General features: G+C 31.8%; 13 protein-coding genes. 9 read left to right on the plus strand and 4 right to left on the minus strand.

Annotation, left to right across the window (positions count from 1 at the left end; all coding sequences use genetic code 11):
- Positions 1-36: 36 nt before the first annotated feature.
- A complete protein-coding gene (locus AMQ68_RS06190; protein WP_054509696.1) occupies positions 37-1,257 on the plus strand; it encodes a hypothetical protein in 1,221 nt (406 codons plus the stop codon).
- 59 nt (positions 1,258-1,316) lie between these two features.
- Here AMQ68_RS06190 and AMQ68_RS25280 read toward each other — a convergent pair whose 3' ends face one another.
- Positions 1,317-1,487 (minus strand): hypothetical protein, encoded by a 171-nt coding sequence (locus AMQ68_RS25280; protein ID WP_160317977.1) that lies wholly within the window; start codon positions 1,485-1,487, stop codon positions 1,317-1,319.
- A gap of 264 nt (positions 1,488-1,751) precedes the next feature.
- On the opposite strand from AMQ68_RS25280, the gene AMQ68_RS06195 reads away from it, so the two are divergent.
- From AMQ68_RS06195 to AMQ68_RS06215, 5 genes are all read left to right on the plus strand, one after another.
- Positions 1,752-1,985, plus strand: a complete 234-nt coding sequence (locus tag AMQ68_RS06195; RefSeq protein WP_054509697.1) for a helix-turn-helix transcriptional regulator — start codon at positions 1,752-1,754, stop codon at positions 1,983-1,985.
- A 376-nt stretch (positions 1,986-2,361) separates the two neighbouring features.
- Positions 2,362-5,697: a reverse transcriptase domain-containing protein gene (locus AMQ68_RS06200; protein ID WP_054509698.1), complete on the plus strand. Its 3,336-nt coding sequence runs from the start codon at positions 2,362-2,364 to the stop codon at positions 5,695-5,697.
- 520 nt (positions 5,698-6,217) lie between these two features.
- A complete protein-coding gene (locus tag AMQ68_RS06205) occupies positions 6,218-7,255 on the plus strand; it encodes a hypothetical protein (RefSeq protein ID WP_054509699.1) in 1,038 nt (345 codons plus the stop codon).
- Positions 7,256-7,274: 19 nt separating this feature from the next.
- Positions 7,275-8,378, plus strand: a complete 1,104-nt coding sequence (locus AMQ68_RS06210; protein ID WP_054509700.1) for a putative phage abortive infection protein — start codon at positions 7,275-7,277, stop codon at positions 8,376-8,378.
- Between the two features lie 191 nt (positions 8,379-8,569).
- Positions 8,570-8,752, plus strand: coding sequence for a hypothetical protein (locus AMQ68_RS06215; RefSeq protein WP_054509701.1), 183 nt, complete (start codon positions 8,570-8,572; stop codon positions 8,750-8,752).
- A gap of 63 nt (positions 8,753-8,815) precedes the next feature.
- Here AMQ68_RS06215 and AMQ68_RS06220 read toward each other — a convergent pair whose 3' ends face one another.
- The 3 genes from AMQ68_RS06220 to AMQ68_RS06230 form a co-directional block, all read right to left on the minus strand.
- A complete protein-coding gene (locus AMQ68_RS06220; RefSeq protein ID WP_054509702.1) occupies positions 8,816-9,934 on the minus strand; it encodes a serine hydrolase in 1,119 nt (372 codons plus the stop codon).
- A gap of 142 nt (positions 9,935-10,076) precedes the next feature.
- Positions 10,077-10,781, minus strand: coding sequence for a LytTR family DNA-binding domain-containing protein (locus tag AMQ68_RS06225; RefSeq protein ID WP_054509703.1), 705 nt, complete (start codon positions 10,779-10,781; stop codon positions 10,077-10,079).
- 66 nt (positions 10,782-10,847) lie between these two features.
- Positions 10,848-11,921 carry a sensor histidine kinase gene (locus tag AMQ68_RS06230; RefSeq protein WP_054509704.1) on the minus strand — a complete coding sequence of 358 codons (1,074 nt, stop codon included), beginning with the start codon at positions 11,919-11,921 and terminating at the stop codon, positions 10,848-10,850.
- A gap of 296 nt (positions 11,922-12,217) precedes the next feature.
- Here AMQ68_RS06230 and AMQ68_RS06235 point away from each other — a divergent pair, with 296 nt between their 5' ends.
- The 3 genes from AMQ68_RS06235 to AMQ68_RS06245 all read left to right on the plus strand — a co-directional run bounded on the left by AMQ68_RS06235 (position 12,218) and on the right by AMQ68_RS06245 (position 15,864).
- Positions 12,218-13,306, plus strand: coding sequence for a hypothetical protein (locus AMQ68_RS06235; RefSeq protein WP_054509705.1), 1,089 nt, complete (start codon positions 12,218-12,220; stop codon positions 13,304-13,306).
- Positions 13,307-13,576: 270 nt separating this feature from the next.
- On the plus strand, positions 13,577-15,115 hold the full coding sequence (locus AMQ68_RS06240) for a tyrosinase family protein (protein ID WP_054509706.1): 1,539 nt from the start codon (positions 13,577-13,579) through the stop codon (positions 15,113-15,115).
- Between the two features lie 2 nt (positions 15,116-15,117).
- A complete protein-coding gene (locus tag AMQ68_RS06245) occupies positions 15,118-15,864 on the plus strand; it encodes a DUF2182 domain-containing protein (RefSeq protein WP_054509707.1) in 747 nt (248 codons plus the stop codon).
- Positions 15,865-16,936: the final 1,072 nt, after the last annotated feature.

Raw genomic sequence — 16,936 nt, forward strand, 5'->3', positions numbered from 1 at the left:
AAGCTACATTTGAGTTAAACAAAATAACATCTCAACATGAAAGCCAAATTTACACAATTCAGTGCTATTCTTATTTCTGGATTCTCATTTGCCCAAGTAGGCCTCAATACATCTTTACCAAAAACAACGATGGATGTATCTGCTAAAAGAGATAATTCAGGAGTGATTACGGATAACACACAAACATTCGGATTACAGGCTCCGAGACTTACAAGAACTGAACTTACAGTAAATACCGCGACCTATAGCAGCGATCAGAGAGGCGCATTAATTTATATTACAGATGTTACTGGTGGAGATACTGCAGGACAACGTATTAATGTTACTGCTATGGGCTATTATTATTTTGATGGAGCAGTATGGCAAAGACTTACACAAGCAACAAACACCATCTTCTCTCCAGTGATTTCCGCATTACAATGTACTACAGCTTACTTAAATCCTTCTACCTATACTCCCGGTACTCCTTTCAACGGAAACCTGAGAGTTACCTATAACCAAGGAAACGGAGGTTCGTATAATTCAGGAACTCCTTTTACCGTGAACGGATTAACCTTCCAACTAAGACCCGGAACTCTAGAGTTTGGGGATGGCGAATTGGTATTCTCAGTGAATGGAACTCCTACCACTGGTAATGATATGACTCTTCCTATGAACAGCACCACTGTTCCTTTCTTAACAGCAGGACAAAACTGTAACGATACAGTAGGAAATACGAGTCGTGCAGATATTTCATCTGTCGCTGCAATGGGGTATCCTACCCTAACAACCGATCCCAACGGGAAACAAGCATATACTTTCCCTCTTACTACCTCAGATGGTAAGTATTCGATCAGGGTAATATTTGATACCACAAGTGGTACAACCCCTGCCAATCCTAATGTACAATTGTATAATAATACCGGTTCTACCGTTAATCTGTATTGGAATTATAATACCGAATATGGTGGTTATATTGGTGCAGCCGTAACAACAATCAATATTACTTCAGGAGTGTGGGGCGGTATGGGAGATGCATCAACTACTTGGTATCCTCAAGGCACAGGGGCAATGGGAAGTGCTTACTGGGGGAACATAGGGATTATCGATGGAGCAAGTGGCGGACCTGAGCATAGAAGATATACCTGGATAGACAGTAATGCTTCTTCAAAAACCGCTTATACCGCAACCATTATGGCAGGAGCCCCTACTTCAGGCAATGCCCAGCCCAACCTTACTAAAATATTCATAAAGATAGAGCAAGTAAAAGCACAATAATATAAATGCTCCTTTTTAAGGGGCATTTCTTATTCATCTATGAGGTTACGGTATATTATCTATGTAAAATCATAAGTGGTGCGAACATCATTTGCATTCATAATGTTGCTGAGCCTTTCTTTGGAAACATCCAGCTCATTGAATTGAAAGAAAATTTCCATCAGCTGCAACCCGGACCACTTCTTACCTGCCCGAAACCGGGGATCAAAATCTGTTTGTATCTTTTTCATTGTTTGTATTTTTTATTGTTGATTTTTTTCTTAACCATTAAGACCTTTTAAGTGATAAAGAATCGTTAAGGACATAGCTGAAGCTACTTATAAAGCGAAATGCTTCATCCATCTTTGATGGAGCTTAACTTTCCTTAAAACCTTCATTTTCTTAATGGTATATATTTTTCCATGAGTTTATATTTTTTTATAAATGTAAGAAAAGAAATTCAATTACGGTCGATCGACCGTAATTTTTTATTATTTAATTATTTCATTTGTTCTATGACAGATATAAACGAAAAAATTTGTTTATACATTACAAAAAAATGGTTGATACCTTGGCTTCAAGAAGGCAAGTCACAAAATTCTTTTGCCAAAAATCATGGTATAGAAGAAAGTACCATTAGAAAAATTAAAAGTGAAGAAACTTACAGAATACCAGTTGAAACACTTTTTAAAATATGTGAAGCAAGAAAAATTAGTTTATCTGATTTCTTTAAACTTATAAATGAATAAATCTTAACGAGAATTGCTATTTATTATGCTTAATTTGTTTGATGTTGATCTCAAATCTTAAAAGATTACGTATAAATATTGATTAAAAAGTTTAAACTCATATTTATTTTTGTTTTTTACGGGAAGCCGTACTCATTTTAATCATATCTTAAATACCTTTACTAAATTAGAGTTTTCAAAAGTTTAATAACAAATATATTAACGAGGAAAGAAATATTTATATCATAATTATTTTTGTTACTCAACTTGATAAATTTCTATAGCGTAAAAAATAAAATCTTAAAAATTTCAATTTCATTTTAATATCACAACTATAAATAATATTCTCACTTAGGCTACATCTTACTAAGTAGTTATCAATAAAAACTAAAACTCCATGGCATCAAGACAAATGAGAAAATTTTCAATTAAAGATATTGAAAATGCATATGACAAATTAAAAACAACCATATTTTATGATTCTGGCGATTTATTACTAAGAGAACAAATCGTTGAGTTTGAGACTAATTACTCAAAGGATGACTTTATTTTTTCTGATTTAAAATTTACAAATAGATATTCTAAGGTTGAAGATAAGGACAAATTAAATTTTCCGTCTTTTTTACAAGAAATAACCTTAAAAGACAAATTTGAAATTTTAACAGAGAAAATAAATAATTACTATAAAGATTCGACATTTTTTGATGAACTTCTAAAAGAAATATCTGTAACAGTATATCCTAAAAAATTTGTTCAAAATAATTCCATTCACTCTATTATTTCTAATAAAAGAATTAAAAAAAGATATATTCTAGATAAAGTTACAGCATTTATTCATGCACCAATTGAAATTCATATTATAGCTGTCTTATGGACAATTAACGATGGGGCTAAAAAAGATGCGGATTTAGCAGATGAGTGTGTAGGAAATAGACTGTTATTAACAAAAGACAAATCAAAAGTTGTTTTTGGTTCAGCTTTATATAAACCATATTTTTCTCAATATCAACAATGGAGAGACAATGCAGTTAATACTGCACAACAATTATTAAATAATAATAAAAACACACTTTTTTTAAATTTAGATATCAAAGACTATTACTATTCAGCAAGAATACCTGAAACATATTTTCGTTATATTGATGGAGGTAAGGAGAGATATGATAACCTTAATACCTTAATGGAAGAATTACATAGAATTTTTACTGAAAAAGTTCTACAATTAAAAATTCCATATGATTTTAAAAATGAAGTTATAGAGAATGGTGAAATTAATAAATTCATTATTCCAATTGGTCTTCAATCCTCGTTAATTATAGCAAATGAATATCTAAAAGATTTTGATAAAATTATACTTGACAAATACAAACCTGCATATTATGGAAGATATGTGGATGATATTTTGATTGTTTTATCAGAACCTAATACAACTGATGAAGAAAATAAGTTGTTTGATGATTATTACACATCTTTTAACGCTTATAAGGCACAGTCATTTGATAAAAATGTAAATTTTAATTTAGAGGATTTAACTGAAATTGAGCACTATATATTAAAAAACTTTCATCCATTAATAAAAGTTGTTGACTCTCCATTTTCTATTGAAGGAAACTTCACCAAACCAGAGAATAGAATTTTCAAAATAAACGGATATCCTGCTTTATATTGCCAAAGTGATAAAACTCTAATTTATTATTTTGATAAAAATGAATCAAGTGTTGTCATTGATAAGCTTAAGAAAGAAATTGAGGATAAATCTAGTGAATTTAGAGATATGCCAAATGATGAAGATAATTTAGTTGAATTTGAAGAAAATGCTTATCATTTATCCTATGATGGTACTGAAGGTAAAATAAGAACACTAAAAGATTACAAAGAGGATCGTTTTGGCCTATCTGTTTATCTTTCACATAAAATAAATTTGGGTCTTAGAAAAAGAGAGAAAATCTCAAACCAAGAAAAAGATAAAATTTTAAATTTTTTTAAAGGAGAAAACTGTTTGACTTTCTATAAACTTTGGGAGAAAATATTGACATTATTTGTAGTTAATGATGACCCTAACTCATTTACTGAATTTTTATTTCACTGTTTAGAGCAAATTGACAAAATCAATATCAATGATAATGACAAAATTAATGAATATGGGCTTACAAGAGAAGTTGCAATGCAGGTACATGATACATTAACACAATATTTATTTTTTGCCTTTGAAATGAGTATTTCTTTGAACTTAAAATTCTTAAAAAATTATGATGTAAATAAAAATTTTGAATTTCAATCCAATAAAACTAGTCGAGAAAATTTCGCTTTGCTATTTGCTGAATTTTCTTTTACAAATCCTTATAAATCACGAAAAAAAATAGGCTTTAGAATTAGAGAGGCAAATATGATTAGGCATCATTATGTTTCTATACCTCTATTAAACTATACAGAAGACGGAAAAAATGGTGCTTTAAATTTAATTGACAAAAATCTTCATATAAAAAATTACAAGCTTGATCGCACATTATTAAAAAATTCACCACGTCCTATAAAATTTTGGGAATGTTGTATAGCATCGGCATTTGAAGAATTCCAAAAATTTAACCCAGAAAACTTAAATCGGTCCGAAGTCATAGAAACGAATATTTTATATGATATTATGGAAGAATATGAAGAGGAAATTTATGATGAAGAAAATAATGATATGAAAAAAAGCATTGCCTATAATAAAAAAGATTATTTAGACGTTGCGTTTGATTTATATTGTCTGGGTAACTCTAAACATAGACCAAGTCACGAATTAAATCAAAATCTTAAAAATCAGTTTTATACATTACAAAGGATATATGGATCGGAAGAAGACTTTTTATTGAACAAGTTTACAATAAATAAAGACGAAAAATTACTAAATCCAAGAATTGCATTGGCAAATACCGATGTTTTAGAAGAAAATATAGAAGCAAGTATTTTAGATTCACCCGTACTATCAAATGAACGAATAAATAAACTGTCTAAAATTTTATCTAAAGCAAGAAAGTCAGATGCTGAGCTACTTCTATTTCCTGAAAACTTTATGCCAATGCGTTTAATTTCATCATTAGGTAGATTTTCTACTGATAATCAAATTATGATAGTTTCTGGAATTGAACATTTGACTCTAAAAAATACATCTTTTAATTTCGTAATCTCGATTCTCCCACAAAAAATAAATGGAATTAATGATGCTACTATTATTTTTAGATTAAAAAATAATTATTCTCCTGGAGAGGAACATTTAATTAATAAACATTACTTAGCAGTCCCTAAACCAAAACCTTCCCGTTATGAAATTATTAATTACAGAAATATTTATTTTTCAGTTTGCTATTGCTTTGAATTAGCAAATATAAGTCATAGAGAAAAATTAAAATCAAAAATAGACTTATTAATCGGAATAGAATGGAATAAAGATACACCATACTTTTCCAATATCGTTGAATCTACTTCGAGAGATTTACATTGTTTTGTTGCTCAAGTCAACACAAGTAAGTATGGTGACACCAGATTGACACAACCTAAAGAAACAGCCACTAAAGATTTATTAAAATTAAAAGGTGGTCTTAATGATACTATTCTTGTTGGTCAAATTGATATTCAAAAGCTAAGAAATTTTCAAAGAGTAAAATCATCTATAAATACAAGTAAAGAATTCAAGCCTTTGCCCCCAGATTTTTCTTTAGAAGAAACACTAAAACGTATTTCTAACCAATAATATAAATATTTATAACTTATATTCTCTCAGATCTCCAAAATCTTCCGACTCTGGAGCAAGATTAAAGAAATGATTTTATTCACCAGCTCAAAATCAGGAGACTTTGGGCAGCAGAAGAAAAATGAAATAACTTTAGTTAAAGCTATTTTTCTCATTACCAGAAGTTGAACATCTCAATAATTGGATGATAATGCTAAAAATTTAAAATTTTAGTAGATAGAAATGCTAAAGAAGAAAAAATAATGTAAGAAAAATAAGGAAGAAAAATATTTATATTTAAAAAAAAAATATTATAAGATAAAAGATTAAAGAAATGATTTTATTCACCAGCTCAAAATCAGGAGACTTTGGGCAGCAGAAGAAAAATGAAATAACTTTAGTTAAAGCTATTTTTCTCATTACCAGAAGTTGAACATCTCAATAATTGGATGATAATGCTAAAAATTTAAAATTTTAATGTTTAGTAGAGGTATTTAAGAAAAGATAATAGTTATTTTAGTTCAAATAAAAACTTTAACACATGACTACTCAAGATGAAATCGAAAAAGTACATGGCAGTGGAACGCATGTACTATTATTAGGAGCAGGTACCTCATTTGCATCAACATTAAAAAATCCTGAAAAGAATGGTAAAAATCTTCCCTTAATGTGGAATATTGTTGATATTGTCGGTCTAAACGGTATCGTTGATCAGTTACCAGCTGATTACAAAGCATTAAAGCAGGATTTTGAAAAGCTGTACAGTAAAATATCTAATGAAGGTAAGTTTCCCGAGGAAAAAGAGGTTATTGAGCTGGCTGTTTACAACTACTTTGAGCAACTTGATTTACCAGATGAACCAACGATTTATGATTACATGATATTGGCATTAAGATCTAGAAAAGATATTATAGCAACTTTTAACTGGGATCCCTTTCTTTATAAGGCATATGTTAGAAATGGTAAGTTCACAAAAAGCCCAGGAATATTGTTTTTACATGGATGTGTCTCTTTAGGGTTTGACAAATCTAACGGCACGGTTGGACCTGCTGGAATGTATTCAAAAAAAACAGAACAGCTTTTTGAACCATCTCAGTTGCTGTATCCAGTTGATAAGAAAGATTATAATACCGATCCTTACATAAAAGGTCAGTGGGATTCTCTTGCCAGTCGATTGGAAATTGCAGAAAGAGTGACAGTTTTTGGTTACTCAGCACCTGTTAGCGATGTTGAAGCAATAGATTTGTTAAGTAAAGCGTGGGGCAATGTTGAAGATAGAGCAATGGAGGAATTTGAATTAATAGATATCAGGGAGGAAAATCATGTACGGAATGCTTGGAATAGATTTATACACTCTCATCATTACCATTATTGTACAGATTATTTTAAAAGTTCTTTAGCACTACATCCTAGAAGAATGGTTGAAAGCTACCGCCATTGGGCAATGCCGCTTAGCCCAGGTGAAGTGTTTCAGGATGGAAATAAAGTGCCTGAAAATTTTCAGACACTTGAAGAGCTGTGGGAATGGCATTTACCATTGATAAAAGCTGAAGAAGAGTTTTATAATAAAGCGGAATAATTGAATTAAAGATATAGCTTTGAAAACAAAAACCATAATTATCTTTTTCGTTGCTCCAGTAGTGGGTGTTCTTGGTGCTTTATTCTTGTACTATGAAGGACCTGAATTTGTACAGTCAAGATATTTCTATGATGCAGACAGAGGAAACAGAGGTGCTATCGGTGATGCATTTGGTGGAACTGCAGGACCAGTTATAGCATGGTTTGCATCGATTCTAACATTCTTAGCATTTTATATTCAATATGAAGCAAATAAAGATCAAAGAGATCAGTTTGCTAAACAAGCAGACGATATCGTTATCGAAAGGTTCGAAAATAGATTTTTCGAACTCATAAGATTGCATAGGGAAAATGTGGACGAGCAAAATATTCAAAATAAAATCCTAGGTCGAAAGGCTTTTACAACATATTATTTTGAGCTTAGATATATATACTTTGTTTTAGAATCTAAGCATGATGAATTTCCGACGGATAAAAGGCTAGATAAGGAACAGTTAACTAATTTAGCATATTTAATTTTCTTTTACGGGATTGGTCATGTTAGTGACAGTGTGTTTTCACATATTTTACCCCAAATAAATTCACGGCAATTTTTTAAGATAACAATCGAAAAGCTGGAAAAAGAAAAAAAAATGTATTCAGATTTTACCCGAGACAAAGCTAGGTATGAATCTGAAAAAAAAGTAAGAAATACTAGATTAAAAGACTTAGAAGTAGAGCATAAAGGCAAAAAAGCAATTTTCATTCTTCACTATGAACCATTTACTGGACACGGAACCAAAATTGGTCATTATTACAGACATCTTTTTCAAACTGTAAAATATGTTGATTCTCAGGAACACAAAGTATTTCAGGATAAGGATAATAAGATTAAATATGCATATGTGAAAATATTAAGGGCTCAGCTATCAAATTTTGAACAAGTTATATTATATTACAATTCAATATGTATCCTTGGAAACACTTGGATATCAAATGGATATATTAAAAACTACCACTTATTAACCAATTTACCTCTTTCATTTGCAGACTTTGGAATACAACCCGACAAAAAGTTTAAAGCAGAGATGGTTGCTGATCCTAATTTTTTTGATTGGGAAATGCTTAAAGATTCTTTTCGTTAGACAACTGGTTTTGTTAGGAGTTTTTTTATTCGAGTTAAAGAAATATTTCTTACTTGGCTCAAGTGATAGTTTTCGAAACCTCTGCTCTTCCGAAGTCTCCCGACTTTCCACCCTAGAGCACAATATTTTAAAAATGATTATTGACAATCATTTCTCTTTATAACTTATATCCTATTTTTGTAAAAAAACTAATGGACAAATTAAGTTTCCTTAGCTCTTCGAAGTCTCCCGACTTTGGAGCAAGTTTAAAAGAAATAATCTTATTTACTAGCTCTAAATCAGGAGACTTTCCGCAGCAGACTTTCGACAGTATGAATTTTGATAAAGAAACAAGTGATAATTTCTTTACTTCCCTTTCCATTACTGCTAACTGATGGCTCATCATTAGCTAATACATTAGTAACTAAGGAACACAATGCGACGGTTTACATTAGTTTTCACTCAAGCAATATCCCTATAACTTCCTCATACAATACCCGTAACTGTTCCTCTTTTATAGCATCGGTAAGCGTTCCCACATTTGTACATAGAACGACGCTGGTATTTTTGGAAGGAAAATAAAAAGCATAGGCACCAGCTCCGACACCACTACCCTCGTGGCCGATTGCCTGCAGGCCACCATTGGTTTTATAAAAATGGAGCCCTAAGCCATATATCGGAGTACCCTGATAAATAACGGCAACCTTCATTTCTGCCAGTGATGTGGGTGACAGTATCGTTTTGTCATGGAGCAGCTTGTAGTAAAATCCAGCTATATCCTGAACGGAAGCCACAATACCGTCATCGCCAATGAAGGTAAGTACCGTACCCAGCTGCAAATCGCTCATATTGGTAAAACTGCCGTCTATTTCCAGATAGTTAGCCGTCGTCCCTACTGGAGCTATAGTGCTTGCCGAGCCCGCTATATAATAGGTGTTGGAAAGTCCAATGGCATTAATTATTTTGTCCGTAATATATTTTCGATGCCCGTTTGGAGTAACACGATCAATAATAAGAGCCAGCAAGTGATAATTTATATTGCAATACCCAAATGAGGCGCCGGGTGCAAATTTTGCAGGTTGATCGTAAATATAGCTCAATACCTGTTCGCTCGTCATAGGAAGTGACCCTGCAACAACATCGTTTAAAAACTGATCGTTATCTAAATAATCAGGAAGGCCCGATGTCATCGTAAGCAGTTGCCTTACCGTAATGATATTTCCGTTTGGAAGATGATTACAAATGTTAGGAAGATAGGTATTTACTTTGGCATCAAGATTAATTTTGCCCTCCTCTTTCAGTTTTAGGACAGCAACTGCGGTAAAGGTTTTTGAAATACTCTGCATATAGTGAAGTGCAGAAGCGGCCATCGGCCTTTCATTAATTACCGCATCTCCTGCAACCAAGGTATAACTCTCGGAAGCAGTCTTTACACTAAGGCTTAAGCCGGGGAAATTGGACAAAGCTTTATCAAGTTTTTGCTGTGCCAGCGCTTTTCTATCAGGTGAAGGGTTTGAATCGTCATGGCTACACGAGGTGATAAAAATAACAACAGCTAGTAATAAAAACTTTTTCATAACATGTAATTTGAATTATTTAAATGCAAAATTCACATAAGAAAAATTAGAATAGGTTTCAAAAGCTTAAAAGTGCATATATTGGTACTTATTTGCGGGTGTTTTTATTTACTTCTGTAATGCAAATCATTACAGTTTTTTACTATTTTGAAGTAATTGCTTCCAAATAATTCTGCCAGTTTTCTTTGTAGCTGGTTCCAATGGGAATTTCTATGGAGTTTATTTCAATTTCGTTCTTAGTATAAGCAGTCATTTTTTTGGTCTGAATAATAAAGGAACGATGAATTCGAATAAAATCAGCATTCAATAATTTTTCAAAAACCGAGATATTCTGTTTTATATGATGCGATTTTCCATTTTCCAAATGAATTGTGATGTAATCTTTCAGGCTTTCGATATACATAATCTCATCAAAAATAATTTTAATATTTCTATGGCCGCTTGTTACAAAAACATGATTTTCAGATCCCCCATTAACTTCTTTCTTTGGCGTTTGAAGCTGTTTAAATTTTTCTATTGAAACAAAAAAACGGTCAAAAGTAATGGGCTTTAAAAGATAATCAATCACATTAAGTTCATACCCTTCAATGGCGTATTCTCTGTAAGCTGTTGTAAAAATTACTTGAGGCGGATTTTTTATTTTTTTCAGGAAATCATTACCTTTCAGTAAAGGCATTTCAATATCCAAGAAGATTAAATCGACAGAATTATGCTCTAAAAAGGAATACGCTTTTAATGCATTTTCAAAAGAATCTACTAACTCAAAATTGTCAAAATTTGCCAAATGAGCAGCTATTAATTCTCTTGCCAAAGGTTCGTCATCAACGATAATACATCTGTGTTTCATGTGAGATAAGTAGTTTAGAATTCTTAAAAGCTAATGTAATGGTTTTTGAATGGTCTATCGGCAGTCTTATAAAACTTCTTTTCCGTTTTGATTTTTCAGACAAAGTTTAACGCTATAAGACGTCTTCGTTTCTTCAATTTCCAATTGATGTTTTTTGGGATATAATAAATCCAATTGTTTCCGGACATTTTCTAAGCCAATTTTAGATTTTTCTGAAATTTGGGCACATTCATTTTGAGGTTTTGTGTTCTCGATACTAAAAATAATTTGTCCATTTTTACTTTCTAAATTCAGCCTGATTGTTGCTTTTTCAGTTTCATTAATGACCCCATGCTTAAAAGCATTTTCAATAAAAGTCAACACAATTAAAGGCGAAATCTTATTGCTTTCCTGAATATCTTTTGTAAATAAAATATCCAGTCTGTTTTCGTCATAACGTAATTTTTCCAAAGCAATATAATTCTCAATCAGCGTAATTTCTTTTTCAACAGAAACATAATCTTCATTGCAGCGGTATAATACAAAGTCTAAAATTTCAGATAATTTAGCAATGACCTCAGGTGCCTTATCATCTTTTTTTAGGGTTAAAGTGTATAGATTATTTAAAGTATTGAACAGGAAATGAGGATTCAGTTGGTTTTTCAGTACCTTTAATTCTATCGATCTTTTTTCTTCTTCCAATTTTAAAAGACGTTGTTGTTTTCGATTAAAACTGATAAATCCTAAAATAATAACGGGATATGTAATAAAAGAAAATTCTCTTACTATCAATTTTCCAGAAGTAAGACGCTCACGAATCGTCATTGTATGCCCCAACCAATCATCGAAGAAAGTTGGGAATCTGGGCTCCAGATAATAAAATTTTAACGTTATTAAAAGCGCAAAAACAATATAAAGCCAGCCTAAGGCAGAAATTATGAAGAATAAATATCTTTTTTTATTTAATGTTTCCGGAATAATCCAATATATCAAACCGTAAGCAACAGCGGCCTGTGCTAAAATTTTACAGGAATAAATAACAATGAATGCATAAGAATCTTCATTGTCAGATTTATTTGAATAAAAAAACAGCAAAAATAAAATCCAGTATAAACAATGAAGCGCCGTCCTTTTTAAATCAATTCTGTTGATAAAATTCATTATATATTTTAATAGACGCAAAGTAACAAAATATAGAAATAAGGTCCGCCAATTAATCTGAATAGTCTGTTTTAGCCTATAAAAACGGCATTTCAGCATACGAATTCAATACAACTTAAAAATCGATTATTTAAATGCTTAAACACCTTCTTCAACTGTACTCAAAACAAGATATTAATGACGTGATTATATTCGCTTAAAATATCGAAAATCATCCAACTTATTATTCTACCGACAGCACTGTTAAGTAATGTAAAAAACCTTTTAACGAGAAATGATTAAACCAAATAAACGAAATGAAAAAAGTAATTAAAAATGTAATGGGTATTCTGTTTCTAATGACTACCTTAAATCTGTTTTCGCAAGAGACCAAACAAGAAATAGTATACAGTACAACTTCTAAACTCATAAAACCCACCTTGTTTGCTGATTTGGGAGAAACCAACCAAACGCCAGACGGAATGGCTTTAGATAAAAAAGGAAATCTATATTTATCGATCACCAATCCAATTACATTTGATCAACACGGGAGCAGAATTCTAACTTTTGATGAAAATGACAAACCCGTCATTTGGTTTGACAAACTTCCATTGCATCCTATTACTAAAAAAGTACATCCAATGGGAATGGAGTTTGGTCCCGATGGAAATTTATATATAATGGACAATCAGTTTTTTACAGGAAATGAAAACTTTTCAAGATTGATTCGGATTAATGTAAAAGACGGAAAACCTTTAAATGCTGAGGTTTTGGTTGAAGGATTTAATTTCGGAGAAGCCGTAAGATGGTATAAAAACCAAATTTATATAACGGATGCATTATTTAAAAACAGAAGAGAAAGCGGAATTTACAGCTTTACAATGAAACAATTAAATTCTAAAAATATCACTTTAGATACAGCTAATAAGAAAAATTATATCATTGCAACTTTTACTTTAAAACCAGAAGTTACGAAAAACACGATAGGAATTGACGGGATTGCTTTTGATAAAAAAGGAAATTTATACGCCGGAAATTTTGGAGATGGAGTTATTAATAAACTGGAATTTGACAAAAACGGAAAAGTAAAATCAAATACAATAGTTTTTGATTCAGATCTGTTAAAATGCTGTGACGGATTTTTTTATGACGAAAAAAGAAATTCTATTTTTATTGCCAATTATGAGAACAACAGCGTGCATCAACTCAACTTAGACACCAACACCATTTCGCTGATTTGGGAAAATGATGATGCAGACGGTTCTGACGGAAAGCTGGATAATCCTTGTGAAACGATTATCTATAAAGGGAAATTATTAGTCGTTAATTACGATACTTTTCCAGGGGAAAAGAATAAAGAAGCAGATGCTTTTCATACGATATCAAGCTTTGATTTGGAAAATTGAATTAAGTCATCGGCAAAAGTGTTTGTATAAACGTGCTTTAAGACCACTAAAACGGCAAGTATCTAAGATATTTGCCGTTTTTTATTGTATACATATTTCAGCTTTATGGAAGGTATATAGATAAGCTATATCTGTCTTCCTTTAATAAAATATTACGTATTACTACTGATAGACGGATATCTTAAAAATGATACTTTTACAAGGTGATGGAAGGCGAAAATCAACATTCTTCCTTCAATCAAAAACTACTCATCATAAATCTATTAATACATGAAAAAATTCTTACGAAAAAATGCGTGGAATCAAGAGGGAACGTTTGATAATAGCGATTTATTCTGGTACGCAAAAGCAGTTGCTGAAATGCAGTCCCGAAAATTGGATGACCCGACGAGTTGGTGGTTTTTTGCTGCAATTCACGGTGAAAATATTGCCGGAGATCCTGATAGCATTAATTGGAATACAATTAAAACGCCCCCAAAAGTACCTACAAGTCCCCTTCCATCTACAAACATAAAAAATCAGTATTGGAATCAATGTCAGCACCAAACTTGGTATTTCGCACCATGGCATCGTGGCTATCTTATGGCTTTGGAAATACAGATAAGAGCAATCGTGATAGAGCTTAAGGGACCTGATGATTGGGCTTTGCCCTATTGGAATTATCTTAATGGAGAAAAAGAGAATAAGATACCCCCGGCATTTACTCAACAGTTTCTAGGTGACGGTACCCCCAATCCTCTTTTTGTTACAGAAAGATACGGTCCGGATAATGACGGAAATATTTACATCAAATTATTTAAAGACGGTAAACCAAGAGTTACACAAAATTGTGAACTTAAAACGGTATATACAGGCAATCAAAATTGTTTTGGAGGGCCTGAAACAGAATTTTCACATTATGGAACGTTGTTTCCTCAAGAAAGCTTAGAGACTAATCCTCACAATTTTGTTCATAATGATGTAGGAGGAGTTTCTCAGGGAAGTGAAGGCATTATGTCTGATCCCAATACCGCAGCATTAGATCCTATTTTTTATCTTCATCATTGCAATATTGACAGAATGTGGGCATCGTGGAACGCAAAAGGAAACATTAATCCATCACAGGTAGAATGGCTGGGAGGTCCGAAAGAAATTGGTGAACGTGAGTTTGTAATGCCTTTAATTGATGGAAAAGAATGGGTATATACACCAAATGATGTAACCAATCTGGATTCTTTAGATTACAGCTATGATAATCTTGAAACAAAAACAGAACGTGATATAACCGATAATACTTCTGAAAGATTAAAAAAACTAGGAATTCCGAATCTGGATCATGTTCAACTAACTGAAGATACTATGGATAATAATGAGAAACCAACAGAATTAGTCGGTGCAAACCAAGGTTCTTTTGAAATTAAGAATGCAATAACTAAAACCACCGTTAATTTTTCCGATAAAGGATTAAAAAAAGTCTCTAAAAGCTTTTTAAAAGCCTCAGCAGAGGAAGTTCCTGACCGTGTTTATTTAGTTCTTGAGAATGTTAAAGGAAATATCAACGCAAATACACTTGAAGTTTCTGTAAACAATCAGCACGTAGGATTTATCTCGCTTTTTGGACTTCGCAATGCATCATTGGGCGATTCTCACGGAGGAGGTAGCGGTCTTAGTTTTTCTTTGGATATTACCAATATTATTGATGAGCTGCATCTTGAAAATGATCTTGAAAATGTAAGCTCTTTAGATGTTGCTGTGACTCCCGATAACGAAATTTTATCCGATACAAAAATTACAGTAGGAAGAATAAGTGTTTACAGGGAAAAACAATAGCCATGAAAACATCAAATGCCAATCGAAATCTCATAAGTGATATTATATGGGGTATAAGCATTATCTTTTGGTTTATCTTGCTTTGGAATCCCGGTAATTTGATGACTGCAGCACATTGTCAAATGACTTTGTGTGAGGGAAGCGCGACTTCATTAAAAATGTTCCTGAAAATCAATCCTTTTCCTGAAATGATGGCGGGATGGATATTGATGGTATTTGCGATGATGCTTCCTAAGTTGATTGTTCCTATCCAAATCATTATTGATCACAGTTTTAAAAATATGAGGTTTTTAATGGTTCTTCTTTTTGTAGTTGGATATGCTTTGACTTGGATTGTAGCCGGGTTTTTATTAAACATACTCATCTTGTTTCTCAATATTCAGATGCCTGGATCTTTTATTCCGGTTGTTATTTTTGGGGTAATTGCTTTAATCTGGCAATTTTCTCCAACTAAGCAAAGGTGTCTTAATAAGGGGCATTATCATCCTATTTTGGCTGCATGGGGATCAAAAGCTTATAAAGATGCTTTTTCATTTGGCCTCACTCACGGTTTTTGGTGTGTAGGTGCAGGTTGGGCATTAATGCTTTTTCCGATGTTGCTACCACAAGGACATAATTTTGCAATGTTAATAGTAACTTTTATTATGTTGAGTGAGCATATGGAACATCCGCAAGTCCCTCGTTGGCGCATAGATTTGAGGCTAAAATTATTGAGAATAATAATCTTGCAGAATCCCATCAAGCGTTGATGTATTTATCGCCTTGGTAAAAAATAACCAAATGACGCCAACTAAAGACAGTTGGCGTCATTTTTATTTAATGAGATACACCCTAATTGTTTAAAAGTTAATTAAGAGCCTTTTTAAATTTCTAAATTTGATTTTTTGTATATCATTCAAATCTTTATCTAAATCACATTCTTTAAGGATTTTTTTAATCAAAAAATAATTTCAAATATGACTTATTGAGTCTTACAAAAAAAATACCTGATAACCAAACACATAATAATTCCTGAATAAAATTTAAAAATGCTGTTATACAAATTAACAAATCTCTTTAGTGAGACTCATTTCTTAATCCACTTAAAAAAGTAATCAGCATTACGATACATTCGTTTTACCAATTCGTGTGAAAGAGCTATATTTAAAAAAATAATATCTAATATTCACAATTAGTAACAACACCAAGCAATAACCTACTAATCAAACAGTTCTTCTTTTTTTTCTGAAATATTATATTGAAAGTAAACGAAAACATCTTCAATTGTATCTAAATAAGTTCATTTTACATACTAAATCGGACCTATTTTGCAATACAATCTTCAATAGGATCCTATCCTAAAACAAATCTTTAAAACAACTTTTATAAAAAATTGATTTATACAACACTTTTAAATATTGCAATTTTCCAAGGAATAATCTTAGGCTTGGTTATTTTAAAGTCTTCCCTATTCAATAGTCATTCAAATAAATATTTAGCATATTTACTATTTACGCTTTCCTTTGTTTTACTAAATTATGTTTTTGAACTTGAAGATGCATTTACTTCGTATCCTTTTCTACATTTTATAGACGATATTGAGTGGATATTTTTATTGCCCGTTTTCATATTCCTGTTCATTATAAACCGGATTGACGATACTGTAAAGAACAGGCAGAAGCATTATTTATATTATATTCCATTTGCCTATTCATCTATTATTAGTATTACATACGATCTTAGTAATGTTGCAGGAATTTATAAAATCCCAGATTCAAGCATTTTCCTAGTCAATATACTTAGGCTAATTCAGCTTTTATTTGCCTTTATCATTATCCCGTT

Origin of the sequence: Chryseobacterium sp. ERMR1:04 (assembly GCF_001297705.1) — a bacterium.
In the GTDB taxonomy this organism is placed as follows: domain Bacteria; phylum Bacteroidota; class Bacteroidia; order Flavobacteriales; family Weeksellaceae; genus Chryseobacterium.

Coding starts and splice junctions, on each gene's coding strand:
- AMQ68_RS06190 (WP_054509696.1), top strand. CDS start 37: ATGAAAGCCAAATTTACACAATTCAGTGCTATTCTTATTTCTGGATTC.
- AMQ68_RS06225 (WP_054509703.1), bottom strand. CDS start 10,781: ATGAAACACAGATGTATTATCGTTGATGACGAACCTTTGGCAAGAGAA.
- AMQ68_RS06240 (WP_054509706.1), top strand. CDS start 13,577: ATGAAAAAATTCTTACGAAAAAATGCGTGGAATCAAGAGGGAACGTTT.
- AMQ68_RS06205 (WP_054509699.1), top strand. CDS start 6,218: ATGACTACTCAAGATGAAATCGAAAAAGTACATGGCAGTGGAACGCAT.
- AMQ68_RS06230 (WP_054509704.1), bottom strand. CDS start 11,921: ATGAATTTTATCAACAGAATTGATTTAAAAAGGACGGCGCTTCATTGT.
- AMQ68_RS06200 (WP_054509698.1), top strand. CDS start 2,362: ATGGCATCAAGACAAATGAGAAAATTTTCAATTAAAGATATTGAAAAT.
- AMQ68_RS06195 (WP_054509697.1), top strand. CDS start 1,752: ATGACAGATATAAACGAAAAAATTTGTTTATACATTACAAAAAAATGG.
- AMQ68_RS06215 (WP_054509701.1), top strand. CDS start 8,570: ATGGACAAATTAAGTTTCCTTAGCTCTTCGAAGTCTCCCGACTTTGGA.
- AMQ68_RS06220 (WP_054509702.1), bottom strand. CDS start 9,934: ATGAAAAAGTTTTTATTACTAGCTGTTGTTATTTTTATCACCTCGTGT.
- AMQ68_RS06245 (WP_054509707.1), top strand. CDS start 15,118: ATGAAAACATCAAATGCCAATCGAAATCTCATAAGTGATATTATATGG.
- AMQ68_RS06235 (WP_054509705.1), top strand. CDS start 12,218: ATGAAAAAAGTAATTAAAAATGTAATGGGTATTCTGTTTCTAATGACT.
- AMQ68_RS25280 (WP_160317977.1), bottom strand. CDS start 1,487: ATGAAAAAGATACAAACAGATTTTGATCCCCGGTTTCGGGCAGGTAAG.